Consider the following 21,270-nt stretch of genomic DNA (forward strand, 5'->3'; position numbering starts at 1 on the left):
TTGCTTTTTTCAGTCTTCAGACCCGGTATTGTAGCGAAGCCCTCAGGACGCTGAAGTCACTTGGCCGGCGCGGGTCGGGGATGTCCTCGCCGGTCTGGCGGTCGAAGAAGCGCACGGGGTAGCCGCGCGACTGCAGCCAGTCGGCTACTGCGAAGCCGGTGCCGGCCGACCAGATGCGCATGTCCTCGGGCGCCACCAGCTTGTATTCGGCCAGCTCCTCGGACAGCGCGATGCTGCCGCTTGCCTGCACGTGGTAGGCGATGATCAGCTCGTTCTTGCGCATGAACTCGTAGACGCCGATCAGCGACACGGCCTCGGTATCGAGATTGGTTTCCTCCTTCAGTTCGCGCGCCACACCCAGTTCCGGCGTCTCGTCACGCTCCAGGAAGCCGGTGACGAGGGCGAACATCTTCTGCGGCCAGGCCGCGTTGCGCGCCAGCAGCAGCTTGCCTTCGTACTCGACCACTGCGGCGAGCACGGGCAGCGGGTTGTTCCAGTGCACGAAGCCACATTCCGGCTGGATGCAGGCGTGGCGTTCACGCCCCGACAACGGGAGCACCTCTAGCGGCGCGCCGCATTGCGGGCAGAATCGGTATTGCATGGGAGGCTCCTGGGTGTCTCGTTATGTTCTGCTACCGCCCGGTATCTTACGCCTGCCGGCATATTTCAGCAGGCGCCGCAGGCCGCTCGCATGTCGGCCGCCAGGGCCTCGACCGTCTCCGGCTGCAGGTCCCACGCGCACATGAAGCGGCAGCCGCCCGCGCCGATGAAGGTATAGAAGCGCCAGCCCTTCGCGCGCAGCGCCTCGATCGCCGGCAGCGGCAGCTCGGCGAACACCGCATTGGATTCTGTCGGGAACATGATGCGCACGCCGGGAATGTCGGCAATACGCGCCTGCAGCAGCTGCGCCATGGCATTGGCGTGCCGCGCGTTGGACAGCCAGACATCGTTCTCCAGCAGCCCGAGCCATGGTGCCGAGATAAAGCGCATCTTCGACGCGAGCTGGCCGGCCTGCTTGACGCGGTAGGCGAAGTCCTCGGCCAGGCGGCAGTCGAAGAAGACCACCGCCTCGCCCACCGGCAGGCCGTTCTTGGTGCCGCCGAAGCACAGCACGTCCACCCCGGCTCGCCACGTGATCTCGGACGGATGCACGCCCAGCGAGGCCACCGCGTTGGCGAAACGCGCGCCGTCCATGTGCACGCGAAGCTGCCGGCGCTTGGCGATCGCGGCAATCGCGCGCACCTCTTCCACCGTATAGACCGTGCCGACCTCGGTGGACTGCGTCAGCGACACCACCTTGGGCTTCGGGTAGTGGATGTCCGAACGCCGCGTCACCAGCGCCTCGACCGCGTCGGGCGTGAGCTTGCCATTCTCGCCCGGCGCGGTCAGCAGCTTCGAGCCGTTGGAAAAGAATTCAGGCCCGCCGCACTCGTCGGTCTCGATATGCGCGAGCTCGTGGCAGATGACCGAGTGGTACGACTGGCACAGTGCCGACAGCGCCAGCGAATTGGCCGCGGTGCCGTTGAAGACGAAGAACACTTCGCAATCGGTCTGGAACAGATCGCGGATCCGGTCGCAGACCTTCTGCGTCCAGGAATCGTCGCCATAGGCCTGTTCGTGGCCCGTGCCGTTGGCCTCCAGAAAGTACTTCAGCGATTCCGGGCAAAAGCCGGCGTAGTTGTCCGAGGCGAAATGCTGCATGGTCATCTGCTGGTCTGGCGGTGTGCGTCTGGCGTGATTACTTCTTGTCGGCCCACAGCTCGCCGCCGGTGGCCCAGTTCTCGCGCTTGACGTCGGTGATGATGATGTCGACGGCCGAAGGGGTACAGCCCAGCGTCTCGCAAGTGACGCGTGTCACTTCTTCGACGAACTTGCGCTTCTGCTCGACGGTGCGGCCTTCAAACATCTCTACGTGGAAAGTCGGCATGCGTGGCTCCTTGTGTTGTTTGTGTTGTCTTTGTCTGTGAGTCGGGGGCTTCAGTCCCGGTACGAAGGATCGATTCTATCGAGTTTGCGCAGCAGCGCCGGCCACTCCAGTACGCCTTCGACGGCGCCATCGTCATGGAGCTGCTCGGACGCCTTGTCCGCCACGCCCGGCGCAGGCCGCACCAGCCGCCCGCCCGCCTGCGCGCCGATCTGGATCTCGCAGGCCTTGATCAGCGTCGCCATCAGCACATAGGCCTCGGCAACCGTGCGCCCCACAGTCAGCGTGCCGTGGTTGCGCAGCAGCATGGCCTGGTGCGCGCCCAGCGAAGCCGTCAGCCGCGTACCCTCGGCGGGTGTGAATGCCAACCCTTCATAGTCGTGGTACGCCATGCGCCCATGGAAGCGCATGGCATGCTGGGACAACGGCAGCAGGCCTTCCGCTTGCGCGGACACCGCAATGCCCGCTGTGTTGTGCAGGTGCATGACGCACATGGCGTCGGCGCGCGCCGCGTGCACGGCGGCATGCAGCGCGAAGCCGGTCACGTTGACCGGATGGACGATCTCGCCGACCACCTCGCCGCGGCCATTGATCTTGACGAGGTCCGACGCGCGGATTTCCTCGAAGGCAAAGCCGAAAGGATTGATCAGGAAATGGTCCGGCTCGCCGGGAACGGTCGCCGAGATATGGGTATAGATCAGGTCATCCCAGCCCTGGAGTGCCGATAGCCGGTAGGCGGCTGCCAGGTCCACACGGACAAGCTGCTCTTGCGGCGTGACGGGGCTGGGTGCACCGGTGGCACGCGCCGGTTGCAGGGAAAAAGACATGGGGTCGCTCCTGCGCCGCCCGGTGTCTGGTGCCGGTGTCAGTCCCGGCTTCTCACATCTGGGGTCCGCAAAGGGGCGGCGAAGGCGTTACTGTAGCGCAGTCTGCCGCGCGTTCGGCATCGGCCAGGTGCGTCGCATCCAGGCAAACATTACGGCGCCAGCCAGCAGGGCTGCGGCGGCACAAGCCAGCGAGCTCGCAAAGCCGCCCGAACGCGTCACCAGCGCGGTGGCCAGCGGCGGCCCGATGATCTGGCCGAACCCATAGGAGGCCGTCATCAGGCCCATCAGGCGCGGTGCCTGCGGCCCCCATAACCGGCGCGCCTCGCGCATGGCAAAGGACACCAGTGCAGTGAACGGCAGCCCGGCGAGCAGGCTGCTGACGGCAAACCCCGTTACGGTCGGGAAGACCACGGCGATGCCCACACCCAGCGCCTGCATGGCGTAGGACCACGTCAGCAGCCGGCGGTTGTCGTGCGCCATGCCAACGCGCGTGGCGAGAAAGGCGCCGATCGTCACGCCAACGCCAAAGACCGGCCAGAACAGGTCGGCCCAGACCGAGCCCGGCATCGCCTGCCGCGCAATCACGGGCAGGAAAGTCGCGGTGATGATGTAGCCGAAGCCCGCCAGGCCGTAGGCGAGCGTCAGCGCCCACGCCTCGCCGTCGAGCCGCACGCCCTGGTCAGGCTGCGCTTCCTGCCGGGGCGCGTCTGAACGGGCCGGGCCGTCGTCCGACGCAAAAACGCGCCAGACCACCAGCACCAGCACGGCGGCCATGACGGTGAAGACAAGCCAGCCCGCCACGGCATCCCAGCCGGCACCGACCATGGCGAACGCCGAAACGCCCGTCGCCACGATGCCGATGCCCGGGCCGCAGAAAATCAGCCCGCCCAGCGCCGGCTGGCCCAGCTCGGCGAGCCGCTGCATGCACCAGCCCGCGGTATAAACCATCACAAGAGCACTGGCCACGCCCGCGGCCGCGCGCCAGAGCGACCAGGCCATCATGCCTCCGGGCAGCGCCATGCCAAGCGTCAGCAACACCGTCGCCACGAGACCCAGCCGCACCATGCGTGCCGGCTCCGGGCGGATGAACAGGCAGGCGGCGGCTCCCACGAAGTACCCGATGTAGTTCAGCGTCGCCAGCCAGCCGCCCTCGTGCAGGTTGACGGTACCATCGTGCAGCATCATCGGCAGTAGCGGCGTGAACGCGAAGCGACCGATACCCATCACAACGGCCAGCGAAGCGAGGCCGGCCAGCGCAATTGCCCATGCTCCCGGCTCCCGCCGGGCCTTCTGCTCGGCGGCTGTGCCTTCCCGGGTAATCCTGACGTTCACGTACGGCATATCGTGGTTCCCTCTTCGTCTCGGCCGGTGGCGAACCGGCGTGGTTTCACCTATGCTACGCCGTAGCGATCATCCTTATAAATGAATAATTAAGATGCCATGCATCTTGGGTGGAGATGATCTGAAACTGCCGACTGGAACTGACATGGATCTGGCCACACTCGAAATCTTCCGCACGGTGGTGGAGGCAGGCGGCGTCACCCGCGCCGCCGAACGACTGCACCGCGTGCAGTCCAACGTCACCACACGCATCCGACAGCTCGAGGAATCGCTCGGCGTCGAGCTGTTCCTGCGGGACGGCAAACGCATGGTGCTGACGCCGGCGGGCCAGACGCTGTTCGACTACGCGTGCCGCATGCTGCGCCTCGCCGAAGAAGCGCGCCACGCCGTGCTGCCGTCGCGGCCGCACGGCCGTCTGCGCATCGCCTCGATGGAAAGTACCGCGGCCAGCCGGCTGCCGGCGATGCTGGCGGCCTATCACCAGGCCTGGCCGGACGTCCAGCTCGAACTGGTCACGCTGCCGACCCGGCAGGCCATGGAGGCGCTGGAGCGTTTCGAGGCCGACTGCGCGTTCGTCGCCGAGCCGCTCGGCAATCCCGTGCTGGCATCACGGCCCGCGTTCGAGGAAGAGCTGGTGGTGATTGCGCGGGCCGGGCACCGCCCGATCCGCAGTGCGGCGGACCTCGAGACCGGCACGCTGCTCGGCTTCGAGCCGGGCTGCAACTATCGCGCGCGGCTCGAAGCGTGGCACGCGGCCGGCGGCGGATCGCCGCCGCGCGTGCTGGAGCTGAACTCCTATCACGCCATCGTGGCCTGCGCGGCGGCCGGCATCGGCGCCGCGATTGTGCCCCGTTCGGTGCTTGGCCTGTACCGCGACCTGCCCGCCATCAGCCTGCACAGCCTTGGCGAGGCCGGGCGCGTATGCACGCTGCTGGCCTGGCATCCGGCCATGGCCAGCGCGGCGCTGGAGGCCCTCGTCCAGGCGCTGCCGCCCCCCGACGCGCCCGCCAGCAACCCGCCGCTGCCCGCCGCGGCCTGAGCATCGCAGGCACCGGGAGCGTGCAGGATGTGCCCGGTCGCCTACACTGGAAGTGGCGTCACCACTGCACTTCCTGTGCCCCGCCCTTTGCGATGAGATTCGCCATTGCGCGCCTCGCGCACCCATGGCTGTATTGCGGACTGCTGCTGGCCGGCTTCACGCTCGCGGTGCTGGCAGCCGTCCCGGCCACCTCTGTGCCGGCCGGTGCCGGAGCAGGCACCGCCCCGGTCTATGTGATTCCGCTCAAGGGCGCCATCGGCCCGGCCAGCGCGGGCTTCGTGCTGCGCAGCATGGAGCGCGCGCGCGAAGGCGGTGCCCAGCTCGTGGTGCTGGAAATGGACACCCCCGGCGGGCTCGACCTGTCGATGCGCGAGATCATCCAGGCCATCCTGGCCTCGCCCGTGCCCGTGGCCAGCTACGTCTTCCCGGGTGGTGCGCGCGCCGCAAGCGCCGGCACCTACATCCTGTACGCGAGCCATATCGCCGCAATGGCGCCCGGCACCAACCTGGGCGCCGCCAGCCCCGTGCAGATCGGCATAGGCGGACCGCAGAAGCCCGAAGCCTCACCGGCCTCGGCGCCCGCCAGCGAGCCGGCGGCACAGGACACCATGGCGCGCAAGCAGATGCACGACGCCTCGGCCTACATCCGCGGCCTGGCACAGCTGCGCGGCCGCAATGCCGAATGGGCCGAGCGCGCGGTGCGCGAAGCGGTCAGCCTGTCCGCAACCGAAGCTGCGGCGCAGCATGTGGTGGACGTGGTCGCCACGGACCTGCCGGACCTGCTGCGCAAGGTGAACGGCAAGCGCGTGACGGCGGCCGGCGTCGAGCGCGTGCTGCAGACCGGGCATGCCACGGTCGTCACGCTCGAGCCGGACTGGCGCAGCCGCTTCCTGGCCGTCATCACCGAACCGAGCGTGGCGCTGATCCTGATGATGATCGGCATCTACGGCCTGATCTTCGAGTTCTCCACGCCCGGCATGGTCGTGCCCGGCGTGGTCGGTGCCATCTGCCTGCTGCTGGGGTTGTTCGCGCTGCAGATGCTGCCGGTCAACTATGCGGGGCTGGCGCTGATCGCGCTGGGCATCGGCTGCATGGTGGCCGAGTTGTTCCTGCCCTCGTTCGGCACGCTCGGCGTGGGCGGCATTGTCGCGTTCGCGTTTGGCGCGGTCATGCTGATCGATACCGACGTGCCCGGCTTCGGCGTGCCGATCGGGCTGATCGCCGCGCTGTCGGCCATGTCGGCGCTGTTCCTGTTCGGCATGTCGGCGCTGCTGCTGCGCGCGCGCAAGCGGCCGGTGGTCAGCGGCGCCGACACGCTGGTGGGCAGCCGCGGCGAAGTGCTCGACGACCTGCGGGACGAAGGCTGGGCCATGGTCCGCGGGGAACAGTGGCGCGTCCGCAGCGCCCGGCCGCTGGCACGCGGCACGCCGGTCATTGTCACCGGGCGCCAGGGCCTGCTGCTGGATGTCGTGGCCAGCCAGCCAGAGACCACGACATCGCCCCGCCACCACCCCAACCAACATGAGGGAGCCTGACCATGGCCTTTGGATTCAGCTTCGGCGGTTTGATCTTCCTGCTGGCCCTGCTCGTCATCACCGCGTTCCGGGTCCTGCGCGAATACGAACGCGGCGTGGTGTTCATGCTGGGGCGCTTCTGGAAAGTGAAGGGCCCGGGCCTGGTGCTGATCATTCCGATCGTACAGCAGATGGTCAGGGTGGACCTGCGCACCGTGGTCATGGACGTGCCGCCGCAGGACGTGATCTCGCACGACAACGTGTCGGTCAAGGTCAACGCCGTGGTCTACTTCCGCGTGGTCGATCCCGAACGCGCCATCATCCAGGTGGCCAACTTCCTGGAGGCCACCAGCCAGCTCGCGCAGACCACGCTGCGCGCCGTGCTCGGCAAGCATGAGTTGGACGAGATGCTGGCCGAGCGCGAACGGCTCAACCTCGACATCCAGAAGGTGCTCGACGCGCAGACCGATGCCTGGGGCATCAAGGTGTCGAACGTGGAGATCAAGCACGTGGACCTGAACGAGTCGATGGTGCGGGCCATCGCGCGCCAGGCCGAGGCGGAGCGGGAACGCCGCGCCAAGGTCATCCATGCGGAAGGTGAATTGCAGGCTTCAGTGAAGCTGCTGGAAGCCGCGCAGATGCTGGCGCGGCAGCCTCAGGCCATGCAGTTGCGGTATATGCAGACGCTGACGCAGATCGCGGGGGACAAGAGTTCGACGATCGTTTTTCCGTTGCCGGTGGACTTGCTCTCGACGCTTTTGAATAAGGCGGTGGGGGATTCGGAGGGAAAGGGGTAGGGGATAAAGAATAAAGGGCGCCGAAGCGCCCTTTCGTCAAGGTCGGAAAAAACTCAAACCTTCGCCGACACCCACTCCGCCACGCCGGACAGCGCCTGCGGCAGCTTGGCCGGCTCGGTGCCGCCAGCCTGGGCCATATCAGGACGGCCACCACCCTTGCCGCCCACTTGCTGCGCGACAAAGTTGACCAGCTCGCCAGCCTTGACCTTGCCCGTGGCATCGGCAGTCACGCCGGCGATCAGGCTGACCCTGCCATCGGCCACGGCAGCCAGCACGATAGCCGCGCTCTGCAGCTTGTCCTTGAGCTTGTCCATGGTCTCGCGCAGCGTCTTCACGTCGGCGCCGTCGAGTTGGGCAGCCAGCACCTTGAGGCCCTTTACGTCGACCGCCTGCGCGGCCAGTTCGTCGCCCTGCGAGGAAGCCAGCTTGCTCTTCAGGCGCTCCAGCTCCTTCTCGAGCGCGCGGACCTGCTCCTGCACCTGGCCGATGCGCGGCACCAGTTCCGAAGGCTGGGCCTTCAGCGCGGCGGCGGCTTCGTTCAGCCTGGCGTCGAGCTTCTGCAGGTAGTGCAGCGCATTGTCGCCGGTGATCGCCTCCACGCGGCGGATGCCGGCGGCCACGCCGCCTTCCATCACGATCTTGAACAGGCCGATGTCGCCGGTACGGTGCACGTGGGTGCCGCCGCACAGTTCCTTGGAGGTACCGATCGACAGCACGCGCACGTCGTCGGCGTACTTTTCGCCGAACAGCGCCATGGCGCCGCTCTTGACCGCGTCATCGAACGGCATGATCTCGGCGTGCGTGTCTTCGTTGCGCAGGATCTCGGCGTTGACGATCTCTTCAACGCGGCGGATCTGCTCGTCCGTCATCGGCGCGTTGTGCGAGAAGTCGAAGCGGGTCTTGTCGGCATCGACCAGCGAGCCCTTCTGCTGCACGTGGCTGCCCAGCACTTCGCGCAGGGCCTTGTGCATCAGGTGGGTGGCCGAGTGGTTGCGCACGGTGCGCGAGCGGCGCTGTGCGTCCACTTGCGGCTGCACGGCGTCTCCGACCTTCAGGGCGCCGCCTTCAAGCGTACCCTGGTGGCCGAACACTTCGGCCTGGATCTTGGTGGTATCGGCCACGGCGAACACGGCATTGCCAGCCTTCAGCACGCCCTGGTCGCCTGCCTGGCCGCCGGACTCGGCGTAGAACGGGGTGTTGTCGAGCACCACCACGCCGGTCTGGCCCGGCTGCATGGCGTCGACAGCGGCACCGTCCACGTACAGCGCGGTGACCTTGGCCTGCGGCAGTTCCAGCTTCTCGTAGCCATGGAACACGGTCTTGTCGCCGGAGTACTCCAGGCCGGCGGCCATCTTGAACTTGCCGGCGGCGCGGGCCTGCTCGCGCTGGCGGTTCATGGCGGCGTCGAACGCGGCCTCGTCAACGGCGATTTCCTGCTCACGGCAGACGTCCTGCGTCAGGTCCAGCGGGAAACCGAAGGTGTCGTGCAGCTTGAAGGCCAGTTCGCCGTCGAGCGTCTTGCCGCCCTTGAGCTTCAGGTCGGCCAGCGCGGCGTCGAGGATCGACATGCCGTTCTCGATGGTTTCGAAGAAGCGCTCTTCCTCGGCCTTCAGCACTTCGGTCACGCGGCCCTGGGCTTCAGCCAGTTCCGGGTACGCCTCGCCCATCTGTGCGACGAGGTCCGCCACCAGCTTGTGGAAGAACGGCGTCTTCCGGCCCAGCTTGTAGCCGTGGCGGATGGCGCGGCGAACAATGCGGCGCAGCACGTAGCCGCGGCCTTCGTTGCCGGGGATCACGCCGTCGACGATCAGGAACGAGCACGCGCGGATATGGTCGGCGATGACCTTCAGCGAGTTCTGGTTCAGGTTGTCGCAATGCGTTTCACGCCCGGCCGCCTTGATCAGCGCCTGGAACAGGTCGATCTCGTAGTTGCTGTGCACGTGCTGCAGCACCGCGGCAATGCGCTCCAGGCCCATGCCGGTGTCCACGCACGGCTTGGGCAGCGGCGTCATGGTGCCCTGCTCGTCGCGGTTGAACTGCATGAACACGAGGTTCCACACCTCGATGTAGCGGTCGCCATCTTCCTCGGGCGATCCCGGGGGGCCGCCCCACACGTCCGGGCCATGGTCGTAGAAGATTTCCGAGCACGGGCCGCACGGGCCGGTGTCGGCCATCTGCCAGAAGTTGTCCGAGGCGTAGCGCGCGCCCTTGTTGTCACCGATGCGCACGATGCGCTCGGCCGGCACGCCGACTTCCTTGGCCCAGATGTCGTAGGCTTCGTCGTCCTCGGCGTAGACCGTCACCCACAGCTTGTCCGCCGGCAGCTGGTAGACCTTGGTCAGCAGTTCCCACGCGTACTGGATGGCTTCGCGCTTGAAGTAGTCGCCGAACGAGAAGTTGCCCAGCATCTCGAAGAACGTATGGTGGCGGGCGGTGTAGCCCACGTTCTCGAGATCGTTGTGCTTGCCGCCGGCGCGCACCGAGCGCTGCGCCGAGGTGGCACGGGTGTACGGGCGCTTGTCGGTGCCCAGGAACACGTCCTTGAACTGCACCATGCCGGAGTTGGTGAACAGCAGCGTCGGGTCGTTCGCCGGCACTAGGCTGGACGAGCGGACCACGGTATGGCCCTTCGATTCGAAGAACTGCAGGAACTTGCTGCGAATGTCTGAGACTTTCATGGGATGGCGGACGCTTCCCGCGGCAGGCAGGGCGCGACGAATCAGTTTTGGATTTGCAAACCGTTGATTATACGGGCAAGCCAGCCCCAAGAGCGCATGGCTGGCCGGCCGGCCACAGCGTCGCGCGAGCGGTCGGTTATCGCCCAAATCCCGCGTTGATAAGCGGCGCATAAGCCACTCAAAAGCGCCGTCCATGAGCCCCGGTGGTACAGTGCAGCCAGTCCAACGCCAGCCGCGCTGCCGGCCTTCGGCGTCTCCCCTTACACCCCCGCATCCGGAACTGCCTCACTGCCATGGGAGCCTTAAGCCATCTCCGCGTCCTCGACCTGACCCGCGTCCTTGCCGGGCCATGGTGCGCCCAGAACCTTGCCGATTTCGGCGCCGACGTCATCAAGATCGAGCGGCCCGGCGCCGGGGACGACACCCGCACCTGGGGCCCGCCCTGGCTCAAGGCCTCCGACGGCAGCGACACCGCGGAAGCCGCGTATTACCTCGCCGCGAACCGCAACAAGCGCTCGGTGACGTGCGACATCTCCTCGCCCGAGGGCCAGCAACTCGTGCGGGAGCTTGCCGCGCAGAGCGATGTGGTGCTGGAGAACTACAAGGTCGGCCAGTTGAAGAAGTACGGCCTGGACTATGAATCGCTGAAGGCGGTCAAGCCGGACATCATCTACTGCTCGGTAACCGGCTTTGGCCAGAGTGGCCCGTATGCGGCCCGGCCCGGCTACGACTTCATCATCCAGGGCATGGGCGGCTTCATGAGCCTGACCGGCGAGCGCGACGACCTGCCGGGCGGCGGTCCGCAGAAGGCCGGCGTGGCCATTTCCGACCTGATGACCGGCCAGTACGCCACCATCGCCGTGCTGGCCGCGCTGGCGCACCGCGAGCGCACGGGCGAAGGCCAGTACATCGACATGGCCCTGCTCGACGTGCAGGTGGCGATGCTCGCCAACATGAACACCAACTACCTGGCCAGCGGCCAGGCACCCCGCCGCTGGGGCAATGCGCACCCGAACATCGTGCCCTACCAGACCTTTCAGGCGGCCGACGGCTGGCTGATCGTCGCGGTCGGCAATGACGGGCAGTTCCGCAAGTTCGTCACCGACGGCGGCCAGCCGGAACTGGCCGACGACCCGCGCTTTGCCACCAACCCGCAGCGCGTGTCCAACCGCGACGTGCTGGTGCCGATCCTGGCCGAGATGGTCCGCACGCGCACGCGCGCCCAGTGGATCCGCGACCTGGAAGCGGCCGGCGTGCCGTGCGGCCCGATCAACTCGCTCGACGAGGTCTTCGAGGACGAGCAGGTCAAGGCGCGCGGCCTGCGCGTGAACCTGCCCCACCCAAGCGCCGGCGAGGTCAAGCTGGTAGGCAGCCCGATCAAGATGAGCGCCACGCCACCCCAGGCGCTGCGGCATCCGCCGCTGCTGGGCGAGCACACCGACACGGTGCTGGCCGAGACGCTGGGCTACAGCGCTGAACAGATCGCCGCCCTGCGCGCCAAGGGCGTGGTATAAGAGCCACTTGCGCCGGTTCCGGCGCAAGTATGCAGTTGTTGCTCAGTCGTCCCCCGAAGCTGTTCCGTACGGCCCGCACTGCCTGCGCCTGACGCCCCGAACGAGGCAGGCCCGGCATATCGCGCCGTCGGGCCCACCAGGAGATTCCATGCTGACCGATGCCCTGCTGGCCTTCTTCCACTTCCTTGCCATCTTCGTCCTGATCACACTAATGGCCGCCGAGGCCGTGGCGCTGCGCCCCGATCTCACGCCGGCCACGGTGCGCCGCCTGTCGGTCTATGACGGCGTCTACTTCCTGTCCGCGCTGGCGGTGCTGGCTAGCGGCCTGCTGCGCCTGTTCTATGGCGCCAAGGGCGCGGACTTCTACCTGCACAACCCCTGGTTCCACGCGAAGATGGCCGTGTTCGTCATCATCGCACTGTGCTCGCTGCCGCCGACCTTCACCATCGCGCGCTGGCGCAAGCAGAGCCGCAGGCTGCCGGACTACGTCCCGCCCCCGTCAGAGGTGAAGAAAGCCCGCCGCTGGGTCATGATCGAAGCGCACCTGGTGATCCTGCTGCCTCTGTGCGCCGTGATGATGGCGCGCGGCATCGGGGCAAGGTGAGGCGCCGCCATCCCATTTCCATTCCCTCCATTCCCTGAAGTTCCAATGCTGAAGAAACTGCTCGCCACCGCCCTGCTGGCGGCCATGCTTCCCGCCACGTCCGCTATTGCAGCCAATGCAGCCACTGCCTACCCGACCAAGCCGGTCAAATTCGTGGTGCCCTACCCGGCCGGCGGCCCGCTGGACACCGTCGCGCGCGCCATCGGCGAGAAACTGCGCGACAGCCTCGGCCAGCCGGTCGTGGTCGAGAACAAGCCTGGCGCCGGCGGCAACCTTGGCGCGGACTATGTCGCGAAGCAGCCGGCCGACGGCTACACCATCGTCATGGGCGCGGTGGCCACGCATGCCATCAACCCGACGCTGTTCAGCAAGATGCCGTATGACCCCGTGAAGGATTTCGCGCCGATCACGCTGGTGGCGGATGTCCCCAACGTGCTGGTGATGCACCCGGGCAAGGCTGCGGAGCTGCATATCAGCAGCGTACGCGAACTCGTCGAGTACGCGCGCAAGCATCCCGGCAAGCTGGACTATGCGTCCGGCGGCAACGGCAGCGCCGGCCACCTGTCGGGCGAGCTGTTCAAGAGCATGGCGAAGATCAGCATGGTCCATATCCCGTACAACGGCGCGTCGCCGGCCCAGTTGTCGGTGCTGTCGGGCCAGACCGACCTGATCTTCGACAACCTGGCTTCGGCCTCCGCCAATATCAAGGCAGGCAAGCTGAAAGCGTTCGCGGTGACCACGGCAAGCCGCGCGACGGCTTTCCCGGAACTGCCGACCATCGCCGAAGCCGGCAAGGGCCTGGGACTGGAAGGCTTCGATATCTCCACGTGGTTCGGCGTGTTCGCGCCGGCCAATACGCCGCGCGAGATCGTCGACCGGCTCAACCACGACATCGTCGCCATCCTCAAGACGGAAGACATGAAGGCGCGGCTGGCCCGCATCGGCGCCCAGCCCGCCCCCACCACGCCCGAACAGTTCGGCGCGCTGGTGCAGCGCGAGCTGAAGAAGTACGCGCAGATCGTGCGCGTATCGGGCGCGAAGGTCGACTAAGACTGGCGTTTCCGGCGGATGCCCCAGCGCCGGATGCCCGTGGCGCTCTCGGTGCGCGGCAGCAGCAGGCCGACCTGGACGATGCGCGGCCCTTCCATGCGCGCCGCGGTCAGGCGCAGACCGGCGATCTCGACGCTGTCGCCTTCCACTGGCGGCGACGTAAAGGCGGCCTGCATGGCATCGGCGAGCGTCAGCGGGTACTCGGCGGCCGTCAGTGCCCGCTCGCCGTAGAGCGCCGCAATGTCGCGCAGGAACGCATCACCGGAAAGCAGGAAATCGTGCGTCGCCTGCTCCCACGCCGGGGCGGGCCCCGGCGCCTGGAACAGCGCCGCAAGCCTGGGCAGCACCGTGGCCGGCGCCAGGACCGACACAATGTCTCCGGCACGCAGTACGGTCTGCCCATGCGGCGCCAGCGCATCGTCGCGCGCCACGGTCAGCAGCCTGCATCTGGGCGGCATCTCCAGTTGATCGGCCCGTACATTCTCGACCGGCGCGTTGGCTCCCACCTTGAACTGCATGACCTCCAGCGCTGGGCCGTGGGTGCCGCGCAGCCGCGAGCGCGCGAGCGGCTCCGGAAACCCCGGGCGCAGCACGCGGGCCAGCCGCGCGGCCGGCGCCACGGTTGTCCCCTGCAGCAGCAGGCTGGCCAGCACCACCGCAAACGCCACACGGAAGATCAGGCCGGACTCCGGCAATCCGCGCAGCAGCGGGAACAGCGACAGCACGATGGGCACCGCGCCGCGCAGCCCCATCCAGGCGATGAAGCCCTTCTCGCCCGCGCTCAGCCGGAACGGCAGCAGGGCAAGGAACACGGCAACCGGCCGGGCCACCACCATCAGGAACGCGGCCACGGCAACCGCGGGCAGCGCGATTTCCCAGATCCGGTGCGGCGCCACCAGCAAGCCGAGCAGCAGGAACATTGCCGACTGGGCCAGCCAGGCCATGCCATCCATCGCGCGCATGGTGTCGGAAGTCACGGCCCGGTCGCGGTTGCCGACCAGCATGCCGGTCAGGTACACCGCCAGGAAGCCGCTGCCGTCCAGGCTCTGCGTGATGGCAAAGATCATGGCGCCGCCGGAACAGATCAGGATGGCGTGCAGGCCTTCCGCCACCTCGATGCGCTCGAGCACATTGGCCAGGCAGTAGCCCAGCCCGAGCCCCAGCGCCGCGCCGACGCCGAACTGCACGGCCAGCCGCATGGCAAGCGCCACCGGCGTCAGCCCGTCGGGCGAAGCGATCCACTCCATCAAGGTCAGCGTCAAGAAGATGGCCATCGGATCGTTGATGCCCGATTCAATTTCGAGCACGCTCGCCACGCGATCCTTCAGGCGGATACCGCTGCTGTGCAGCAGCGAAAAGACGGCCGCAGCATCGGTGGAGCCCACGATGGCGCCCAGCAGCAGGCCGAGCTTCCAGTCGATGCCCAGGATCCACGCCGCGAACAGGCCCACCAGTCCGGCCGTCACCAGGACCCCCACGGTGGCCAGCGCCAGGGAAGGCCGCAAGGCCACGCGGAACGTCGCATAGCTGGTCCGCAGGCCGCCGTCGAGCAGAATGACGGCAAGCGCGAGGTTGCCGACCAGGAAGCTGAGCCACGTATTGGAGAAGCGGATGCCGCCCGGGCCATCGACGCCGGCCAGCATGCCGACCGCCAGGAACACGAGCAGGAACGGCACGCCCGCGCGTGCGGAGAAGGCGCCCACCACGATGCCCAGCGACATCACGACGGCGCCGATCAGGATGACGTGGTCGACGCTCTCCAATCGGTGCCCTTTCTACCTTTCGGTACCTTACAGCCAGTGCCGCCACAGCCACCCGGCGACGCCGGGCAGAACCTGCCTGATGATAGCGCAGCACCCGGCCAGCCTGTACGCCGCGCCCCCTTCGATCCCCCGCCAACCCGCCTCCAGTCTCGCTTCGCAGCTTTTAAACGCGATCTCACTAGGGGATACCCTCAGCATGACCAAGTTTGCAGACATCTGAAAGGTAGCTGAAAGGTCGCCCCCTTACCTTGCACCCTGCCCACAAACAGGGCCGGCCAAGCGCGCATTTTTTTTGCACCGCAACAGCCGGCGCCCGGCAGATTTCAAGCAGTCTTATCGAGGAGAATCATTTTGCGCATACGTAGCCAAAAGGACTTTGCCTCCGGCCTGATGTTCATCCTGGTCGGATTCGGCTTTTCCTGGGTCGCACGCGGCTATTCCATGGGAACTGCCGCCAAGATGGGGCCGGGATACTTCCCGTTCTGGCTCGGGATCGTGCTCGCCCTGCTGGGCGCGCTGGTGTTGTGGGGTTCGCTGTCATCCAAGGCAGAAGAAGACCAGCTGTCCCGCTGGGACATCAAGACGCTGCTGTGGATCCTCGGCGCCGTCATTCTCTTCGGCTTGCTGCTCAAGCCGCTGGGCATGGTGCTGTCGGTGCTGGTACTGGTGCTGGTGTCGTCGATGGCGAGCCACGAGTTCAGCTGGAAAGGCGCCATCCTCAACTCGATCATCCTCGTGCTGATCAGCCTGGGCGCGTTCGTGTACGGCATCAACCTGCAGATGCCGGTGTGGCCGGCTTTCCTGGCAAGCTAAGGAGGCCGCCAACATGGAACTACTCTCTAACCTGGGACTGGGCTTCGCTACCGCCCTCTCCTTCCAGAACCTCGCCTACGCCTTCCTGGGCTGCGTGCTGGGTACACTGATCGGCGTGCTGCCGGGCCTGGGGCCGCTGGCGACCATCGCCATGCTGCTGCCGGTGACCTACACGCTGCCGCCGGTGGCCGCGCTGATCATGCTGGCCGGCATCTACTACGGCGCCCAGTACGGCGGCTCGACCACCGCCATCCTGGTGAACCTGCCCGGTGAATCGTCGTCGGTGGTGACCACTATCGATGGCTACCAGATGGCAAGACGAGGGCGAGCGGGGGTGGCACTGGCCACCGCCGGCCTGGGCTCGTTCTTCGCCGGCTGCGTGGCCACGCTGATCCTGGCCGCCTTTGCCGCCCCGCTGTCGGAACTGGCCTTCAAGTTCGGTCCCTCCGAGTACTTCTCGCTGATGGTGCTCGGCCTGATCGGTGCCGTGGTGCTGGCTTCGGGTTCGCTGGTCAAGGCCATCGCCATGATCGTGCTGGGCCTGCTGCTGGGCCTGGTGGGTACCGACGTGAACTCGGGCGCGGCGCGCTTCTCGTTCGACGTGCCCGAACTGACCGACGGGCTGAACTTCGTCTCGGTGGCCATGGGCATGTTCGGCTTCGCGGAAATCATCGCGAACCTGGAGCAGAAGGAAAACCGCGAAACCTTCACCGACCACATCACCAACCTGTTCCCGAACAAGGAAGATTTCAAGCGCATGATCCCGGCCGTGCTGCGTGGCACGGTGCTGGGCTCGGCGCTGGGCATCCTGCCGGGCGGTGGTGCGTCGCTGGCCTCGTTCGCGGCCTACTCGCTGGAGAAGAAGACCTCGAAGCACGCGCATGAATTCGGCAAGGGCGCGATCGAAGGCGTCGCTGGTCCGGAATCGGCCAACAACGCCGCGGCCCAAACCTCGTTCATCCCGCTGCTGACGCTGGGCATTCCGCCCAACGCCGTGATGGCGCTGATGGTCGGTGCGATGACCATCCACAACATCCAGCCCGGCCCGCAGGTGATGTCGAGCAACCCGGCGCTGTTCTGGGGCCTGATCGCTTCGATGTGGATCGGCAACTTCATGCTGATCGTGCTGAACCTGCCGCTGATCGGCATCTGGGTGAAGCTGCTGAAGGTACCCTACCGCTACCTGTACCCGGCCATCCTGACGTTCTGCTGCATCGGCGTGTATTCGGTCCAGAACACCACCTTCGACGTGTTCCAGACTGCGGCCTTCGGCGTGGTCGGCTACCTGTTCCTGAAGCTCAAGTGCGAACCGGCTCCGCTGCTGCTGGGCTTCGTGCTGGGGCCGATGATGGAAGAGAACTTCCGCCGCTCGCTGCTGCTGTCGCGTGGTGACTTCAGCGTGTTCGTGACTCGCCCGCTGTCGCTCGGCCTGCTGATCGCCGCCGCGGTGCTGGTGCTGATCGTGGCCATGCCGTCGATCAAGGCCAAGCGCGAGGAAGCGTTCCAGGAAGAGTAAGAAGGCAAGACCGCCGGCCGCTGGCCGGCAACGCAAAACAAGACTGGGGGCGTCGCGAGACGCCCCCTTTTTTGTTGGACCGCACCGCCTGCTGTGCCGGGCCTCAGCCGCCAAACAACTCCGCGCAGGCAGTCCTGACCGCGCCGGTCACATGTCCCCTGCCATGGTCGCGCCGCTCCAGCATGCCGATGGTCCGCATCACCGGCTCGCCGTTGACCAGCAGCGGCAGGATGCGCAGCGCCGCGTCGTTGCGCCAGCCGGCGCGCTGCAGCAGCGGCGCCACGGTCACCCCCACCTCCTGCCGGACCAGTTCCACGAGCGCCTCGATCGAGTTCAGCTCCAGGAATTCATTGACCCGCAGATGTGCGCGCCGCAACGCGCGCTCCACCAGCACCCCGGTACGCTGGCTGCGGTCGAAACGCAGGTAAGGATTGGCCGCCAGCGCCTCGCGCGCATCGTGGCCGGCGCTGCCCTGCGCCGCAATCGCGACCAGCGGTTCCTGGTAGAGCGGCGTCCAGCGCAGCATGCCAGGCAGCCGGACCGTGCCCTCGACCAGGATGGCCGCATCGAGCTCGCCCGACTCCACCATCGCCGTGAGCTCGATGGACTTGGCCCCGACCAGCCGGACCTCCAGCGCAGGATAGGCGCGCTTCATGCGCGCCACGACATGCGACAGGCCGCCCATCACCGACACCACCGCGCCCACGGCCACCGCGCCGGCCATGGCTTCGGGCTGCGCCGGCGGCAGGCGCATTTCGTCATATAGCGCGAGCAGGCGGCGCGCGCGGGGTAGCAGCTCGCGCCCGTCGGCATTGAGGACCGCGACGCGACCGTTGCGGTCGAACAGTTCGCGGCGCATCTCGGTTTCCAGCGAACGCATTTGCAGGCTCACCGCTGCCTGCGTCAGCGCCACATAGCCAGCGGCGGCGGCGAAGGATCCATGTTCGGCCACGGCAACAAAGGTACGCAGGAATCGGATTGTGCTCATCGGGACACCAGGAAAATGGCCATCGGGTGGCTGCGACTCACAAGAAAAACTTGTGTCAAGGAAAAGAAATATTAGCTTTCTTTGTGATAGCGGGCGCGGAATAATAATGCGCAGGCACCCGCGAAGCCGCGCGCATCCCGGTCTGCCGGCCTGACGCTGTTCCGCTGACCTGATTCGCCCGATTCCGGAGAACCGAATGAAATCCTGGCTGCGCCTGCTCGGCTTCGGCCTTGCCTCTGGCCTTTGCCTGGCCGCCACGCCGGCCATGGCCGACAACTATCCCGGCAAGCCGATCCGCCTGATCGTGCCCTTCCCTGCCAGCGGCGCTACCGACCTGCTGGCACGCGCCATTGCCCAGAAGGTGGGCGCCAACATCGGCCAGCAGATCGTGGTGGACAACCGGCCAGGCGCCGGCGGCGCCATCGGCTCGGACATGGCGGCCAAGGCCGCGCCGGACGGCTACACGCTGCTGATCGCCACGACCAGCACGCATTCGATCGGCCCGTACATCAATACCCGCCTGCCTTACAACACCGAGACCGATTTCACGCCGGTCAGCGAGGTTGCGATTGCCACCAACGTGCTGGTGGTGCCCAACAGCCTGCCTGTCAGGAACGTGCGCGAACTGATCGACTACGCGAAGAAGCATCCCGGCGAACTGAACTATGCCTCCAGCGGCAATGGCACCGTCGTACATCTGACCGCCGAGGCATTCAAGGCCCAGGCCGGCGTGTTCATCACGCACATCCCGTACCGTGGCACAGCGCTCGCGGTGCCGGACCTGATCTCGGGCAAGGTGCAGGTGCTGTTCGACAGCATCGTGTCCGGCCTGCCGCACGTGAAGGACGGCAAGCTCAAGGCGCTGGCCGTGACCAGCATGAAGCGCTCGCCGCTGGCGCCGGAAATCCCGACGGCCAGCGAATCGGGCCTGCCCGGCTTCGAGTCCGACACCTGGTTCGGCATCTACGGCCCGAAAAGCATGCCGGCCGACATCGTCAACCGGCTTAACGCCGAATTCAACAAGGCCATCCAGTCGCAGGACGTGAAGGACCGCCTCGCCAAGCTGGGCGCGGAGCCGGTCGGCGGCACGCCGGCGCAGTTCGCGGCGATGGTGAAGAAGGACAGTGCCCGCTGGGGCAAGCTCATCAAGGATCGCAAGATCACGGCAGAATAATGTGATACCGCAGCCGGCCCTTATCCTTATCAAACCGGCTGCCACGACACACCGGACAAGACCATGCAGAACTTCAACTGGACCAACCCCTACCCTTCCGTGCGCATCCCGCTGTTTGCGCGCAACATCGTGTCGACCTCGCACCCGCTGGCAGCACAGGCCGGCCTGCGCATGCTGCTCAAGGGCGGCAATGCCGTGGATGCGGCGATTGCGGCGGCAGCGGCCATCACCATCGTCGAGCCCGTGTCCTGCGGACTGGGCAGCGATGCCTTCGCCATCCTGTGGGATGGCAAGGAGTTGCATGGCCTGAATTCGTCGGGCGTGGCACCGGCGGCCTGGAGTCCCGAGTATTTCCGCGGCAAGTACGGCGCCGACGCCAACGGCCTGGCCAATCGCCCGGTGCGCGGCTGGGATGCGGTCACCGTGCCGGGCGTCGTTGCCGGCTGGGCGGCACTGCACGAGCGTTTCGGCAAGCTGCCGTTCGCGGATTTGATGGAGCCCGCCGTCGAGATCGCGGAGCGCGGCTACGCGGTGCCGCCCGTGGTCGCGCACAAGTGGGCTGCGGCTGTCCCCGAACTGAAGAACCAGCCCGGCTTTGCCGACACGTTCATGCCCAACGGCCGCGCGCCGCTGGTGGGCGAGAAGTTCATGATGAAGGCCGCCGCCGACACGCTGCGCAAGATCGGCGCAACGCGCGGCCGCGCCTACTATGAGGGCGAGATTGCCGAAAAGATCGCTGCCTTCAGCAAGCAGTGCGGCGGCGCCATGACCCTGGACGACCTGCGCAACTACCGGCCCGACTGGGTCAAGCCGATCAGCAAGTCCTATCGCGGGTACGAGCTGAATGAAATCCCGCCGAACGGCCAGGGCATCGCCGCGTTGATCGCGCTGGGGATCCTCGACCAGTTCGATGTGGGTGCGCTGCCGGTCGACTCGGTGGATTCGCAGCACCTGCAGATCGAGGCCATGAAGCTGGCTTTCGCCGACCTCTACCGCTACGTGGCCGACCCGCGCAGCATGGAGGTCACGCCCGAGCAAATGCTCGACGAGGCCTACCTGAAGTCCCGCGCCAAGCTGATCGATATGCAGCGCGCCACGCACTTCAGCTTCGGCATGCCCAAGGTCGGTGGCACCATCTACCTGACCGCGGCCGACGAGAACGGCATGATGATCTCGTTTATCCAGTCCAACTACATGGGCTTCGGCTCGGGCGTGGTGGTGCCGGACACCGGCATCAGCCTGCAGAACCGTGGCGTGGGTTTCTCGATGGATCCGAAGTCCGCCAACGTGGTGGCGGGCGGCAAGCGGCCGTTCCACACCATCATCCCGGCGTTCCTGACACGCGGCGGCCAGCCGGTGATGAGCTTCGGCGTGATGGGCGGCGACATGCAGCCGCAGGGCCACCTGCAGACCGTGGTCCGCATGCTCGACTACAAGCAGCAGCCGCAGGCGGCATGCTGCGCGCCGCGGTGGAAGGTCAACCGCGATTTCACGCTGGACGTGGAGAGCACCATGAATCCAGCAACGGTGGAGGGCCTGAAGGCACGCGGCCACCAGCTCAAGTCCGTAGCTGACCCCTACATGGACTTTGGCTCGGGCCAGTTCATCTGGCGCCTGTCGGACGACCCGGAACACGGCTACGTCGCGGCCAGCGACAGCCGGCGCGACGGGCAGGCCGTCGGCTACTGACCCACCGTCCCCTGCAGCAAGAAATGGGCGCTTCCTGAA

18 protein-coding genes are annotated in these 21,270 nt (G+C 66.7%); 10 read left to right on the top strand and 8 right to left on the bottom strand.

Features of this window, described 5'->3' with window-relative positions:
• Window positions 1-16: 16 nt before the first annotated feature.
• The 5 genes from LDO29_RS14320 to LDO29_RS14340 all read right to left on the bottom strand — a co-directional run bounded on the left by LDO29_RS14320 (window position 17) and on the right by LDO29_RS14340 (window position 4,092).
• Window positions 17-601, bottom strand: coding sequence for an NUDIX domain-containing protein (locus tag LDO29_RS14320; RefSeq protein WP_224080451.1), 585 nt, complete (start codon window positions 599-601; stop codon window positions 17-19).
• 65 nt (window positions 602-666) lie between these two features.
• The gene (locus tag LDO29_RS14325; protein ID WP_224080452.1) at window positions 667-1,701 is read right to left on the bottom strand and encodes a threonine aldolase family protein; all 1,035 of its coding nucleotides are present in this window, start codon (window positions 1,699-1,701) and stop codon (window positions 667-669) included.
• A 37-nt stretch (window positions 1,702-1,738) separates the two neighbouring features.
• The gene (locus tag LDO29_RS14330) at window positions 1,739-1,927 is read right to left on the bottom strand and encodes a 4-oxalocrotonate tautomerase (protein WP_224080453.1); all 189 of its coding nucleotides are present in this window, start codon (window positions 1,925-1,927) and stop codon (window positions 1,739-1,741) included.
• 50 nt (window positions 1,928-1,977) lie between these two features.
• Window positions 1,978-2,751 (bottom strand): class II aldolase/adducin family protein, encoded by a 774-nt coding sequence (locus LDO29_RS14335; RefSeq protein ID WP_224080454.1) that lies wholly within the window; start codon window positions 2,749-2,751, stop codon window positions 1,978-1,980.
• Window positions 2,752-2,838: 87 nt separating this feature from the next.
• Complete coding sequence (locus LDO29_RS14340) at window positions 2,839-4,092, bottom strand: YbfB/YjiJ family MFS transporter (protein WP_396022666.1); 1,254 nt, start codon at window positions 4,090-4,092, stop codon at window positions 2,839-2,841.
• A gap of 145 nt (window positions 4,093-4,237) precedes the next feature.
• Here LDO29_RS14340 and LDO29_RS14345 point away from each other — a divergent pair, with 145 nt between their 5' ends.
• The 3 genes from LDO29_RS14345 (at window position 4,238) to LDO29_RS14355 (ending at window position 7,442) form a co-directional block, all read left to right on the top strand.
• Window positions 4,238-5,131 carry a LysR family transcriptional regulator gene (locus LDO29_RS14345; RefSeq protein WP_224080455.1) on the top strand — a complete coding sequence of 298 codons (894 nt, stop codon included), beginning with the start codon at window positions 4,238-4,240 and terminating at the stop codon, window positions 5,129-5,131.
• A gap of 92 nt (window positions 5,132-5,223) precedes the next feature.
• On the top strand, window positions 5,224-6,666 hold the full coding sequence (locus LDO29_RS14350) for an NfeD family protein (RefSeq protein ID WP_224080456.1): 1,443 nt from the start codon (window positions 5,224-5,226) through the stop codon (window positions 6,664-6,666).
• Window positions 6,667-6,668: 2 nt separating this feature from the next.
• A complete protein-coding gene (locus LDO29_RS14355) occupies window positions 6,669-7,442 on the top strand; it encodes a slipin family protein (protein WP_224080457.1) in 774 nt (257 codons plus the stop codon).
• Window positions 7,443-7,495: 53 nt separating this feature from the next.
• Here the strand turns inward: LDO29_RS14355 and alaS are convergent, their stop codons facing one another.
• Window positions 7,496-10,120 carry an alanine--tRNA ligase gene (gene alaS / locus LDO29_RS14360; protein WP_224080458.1) on the bottom strand — a complete coding sequence of 875 codons (2,625 nt, stop codon included), beginning with the start codon at window positions 10,118-10,120 and terminating at the stop codon, window positions 7,496-7,498.
• 293 nt (window positions 10,121-10,413) lie between these two features.
• On the opposite strand from alaS, the gene LDO29_RS14365 reads away from it, so the two are divergent.
• The 3 genes from LDO29_RS14365 (at window position 10,414) to LDO29_RS14375 (ending at window position 13,288) form a co-directional block, all read left to right on the top strand.
• The gene (locus LDO29_RS14365) at window positions 10,414-11,634 is read left to right on the top strand and encodes a CaiB/BaiF CoA transferase family protein (RefSeq protein ID WP_224080459.1); all 1,221 of its coding nucleotides are present in this window, start codon (window positions 10,414-10,416) and stop codon (window positions 11,632-11,634) included.
• Window positions 11,635-11,782: 148 nt separating this feature from the next.
• Window positions 11,783-12,238 carry a DUF2214 family protein gene (locus LDO29_RS14370; protein ID WP_224080460.1) on the top strand — a complete coding sequence of 152 codons (456 nt, stop codon included), beginning with the start codon at window positions 11,783-11,785 and terminating at the stop codon, window positions 12,236-12,238.
• 45 nt (window positions 12,239-12,283) lie between these two features.
• Window positions 12,284-13,288, top strand: a complete 1,005-nt coding sequence (locus LDO29_RS14375; protein ID WP_224080461.1) for a tripartite tricarboxylate transporter substrate binding protein — start codon at window positions 12,284-12,286, stop codon at window positions 13,286-13,288.
• On the opposite strand, the gene LDO29_RS14380 is transcribed toward LDO29_RS14375, so the two are convergent.
• Complete coding sequence (locus LDO29_RS14380; protein WP_224080462.1) at window positions 13,285-15,051, bottom strand: potassium/proton antiporter; 1,767 nt, start codon at window positions 15,049-15,051, stop codon at window positions 13,285-13,287. The two genes, LDO29_RS14375 and LDO29_RS14380, sit on opposite strands and share 4 nt — an antisense overlap.
• A gap of 351 nt (window positions 15,052-15,402) precedes the next feature.
• Between LDO29_RS14380 and LDO29_RS14385 the strand changes: the two genes are divergently transcribed.
• Together LDO29_RS14385 and LDO29_RS14390 are read left to right on the top strand one after the other, a co-directional pair.
• A complete protein-coding gene (locus LDO29_RS14385) occupies window positions 15,403-15,864 on the top strand; it encodes a tripartite tricarboxylate transporter TctB family protein (RefSeq protein WP_224080463.1) in 462 nt (153 codons plus the stop codon).
• Window positions 15,865-15,877: 13 nt separating this feature from the next.
• Window positions 15,878-17,380: a tripartite tricarboxylate transporter permease gene (locus LDO29_RS14390; protein WP_224080464.1), complete on the top strand. Its 1,503-nt coding sequence runs from the start codon at window positions 15,878-15,880 to the stop codon at window positions 17,378-17,380.
• Between the two features lie 103 nt (window positions 17,381-17,483).
• Here LDO29_RS14390 and LDO29_RS14395 read toward each other — a convergent pair whose 3' ends face one another.
• A complete protein-coding gene (locus LDO29_RS14395) occupies window positions 17,484-18,368 on the bottom strand; it encodes a LysR substrate-binding domain-containing protein (RefSeq protein ID WP_224080465.1) in 885 nt (294 codons plus the stop codon).
• A 196-nt stretch (window positions 18,369-18,564) separates the two neighbouring features.
• Between LDO29_RS14395 and LDO29_RS14400 the strand changes: the two genes are divergently transcribed.
• On the top strand, window positions 18,565-19,542 hold the full coding sequence (locus tag LDO29_RS14400) for a Bug family tripartite tricarboxylate transporter substrate binding protein (protein WP_224080466.1): 978 nt from the start codon (window positions 18,565-18,567) through the stop codon (window positions 19,540-19,542).
• A gap of 63 nt (window positions 19,543-19,605) precedes the next feature.
• The gene (gene ggt / locus LDO29_RS14405) at window positions 19,606-21,231 is read left to right on the top strand and encodes a gamma-glutamyltransferase (protein ID WP_224080467.1); all 1,626 of its coding nucleotides are present in this window, start codon (window positions 19,606-19,608) and stop codon (window positions 21,229-21,231) included.
• Window positions 21,232-21,270: the final 39 nt, after the last annotated feature.

Source organism: Cupriavidus laharis (assembly GCF_914271435.1).
Classification (GTDB): Bacteria; Pseudomonadota; Gammaproteobacteria; order Burkholderiales; family Burkholderiaceae; genus Cupriavidus; species Cupriavidus laharis.

Coding starts and splice junctions, on each gene's coding strand:
- LDO29_RS14395 (WP_224080465.1), bottom strand. CDS start 18,368: ATGAGCACAATCCGATTCCTGCGTACCTTTGTTGCCGTGGCCGAACAT.
- alaS (WP_224080458.1), bottom strand. CDS start 10,120: ATGAAAGTCTCAGACATTCGCAGCAAGTTCCTGCAGTTCTTCGAATCG.
- LDO29_RS14365 (WP_224080459.1), top strand. CDS start 10,414: ATGGGAGCCTTAAGCCATCTCCGCGTCCTCGACCTGACCCGCGTCCTT.
- LDO29_RS14390 (WP_224080464.1), top strand. CDS start 15,878: ATGGAACTACTCTCTAACCTGGGACTGGGCTTCGCTACCGCCCTCTCC.
- LDO29_RS14370 (WP_224080460.1), top strand. CDS start 11,783: ATGCTGACCGATGCCCTGCTGGCCTTCTTCCACTTCCTTGCCATCTTC.
- LDO29_RS14350 (WP_224080456.1), top strand. CDS start 5,224: ATGAGATTCGCCATTGCGCGCCTCGCGCACCCATGGCTGTATTGCGGA.
- LDO29_RS14330 (WP_224080453.1), bottom strand. CDS start 1,927: ATGCCGACTTTCCACGTAGAGATGTTTGAAGGCCGCACCGTCGAGCAG.
- ggt (WP_224080467.1), top strand. CDS start 19,606: ATGCAGAACTTCAACTGGACCAACCCCTACCCTTCCGTGCGCATCCCG.
- LDO29_RS14320 (WP_224080451.1), bottom strand. CDS start 601: ATGCAATACCGATTCTGCCCGCAATGCGGCGCGCCGCTAGAGGTGCTC.
- LDO29_RS14335 (WP_224080454.1), bottom strand. CDS start 2,751: ATGTCTTTTTCCCTGCAACCGGCGCGTGCCACCGGTGCACCCAGCCCC.
- LDO29_RS14345 (WP_224080455.1), top strand. CDS start 4,238: ATGGATCTGGCCACACTCGAAATCTTCCGCACGGTGGTGGAGGCAGGC.
- LDO29_RS14355 (WP_224080457.1), top strand. CDS start 6,669: ATGGCCTTTGGATTCAGCTTCGGCGGTTTGATCTTCCTGCTGGCCCTG.
- LDO29_RS14325 (WP_224080452.1), bottom strand. CDS start 1,701: ATGCAGCATTTCGCCTCGGACAACTACGCCGGCTTTTGCCCGGAATCG.
- LDO29_RS14375 (WP_224080461.1), top strand. CDS start 12,284: ATGCTGAAGAAACTGCTCGCCACCGCCCTGCTGGCGGCCATGCTTCCC.
- LDO29_RS14340 (WP_396022666.1), bottom strand. CDS start 4,092: ATGCCGTACGTGAACGTCAGGATTACCCGGGAAGGCACAGCCGCCGAG.
- LDO29_RS14400 (WP_224080466.1), top strand. CDS start 18,565: ATGAAATCCTGGCTGCGCCTGCTCGGCTTCGGCCTTGCCTCTGGCCTT.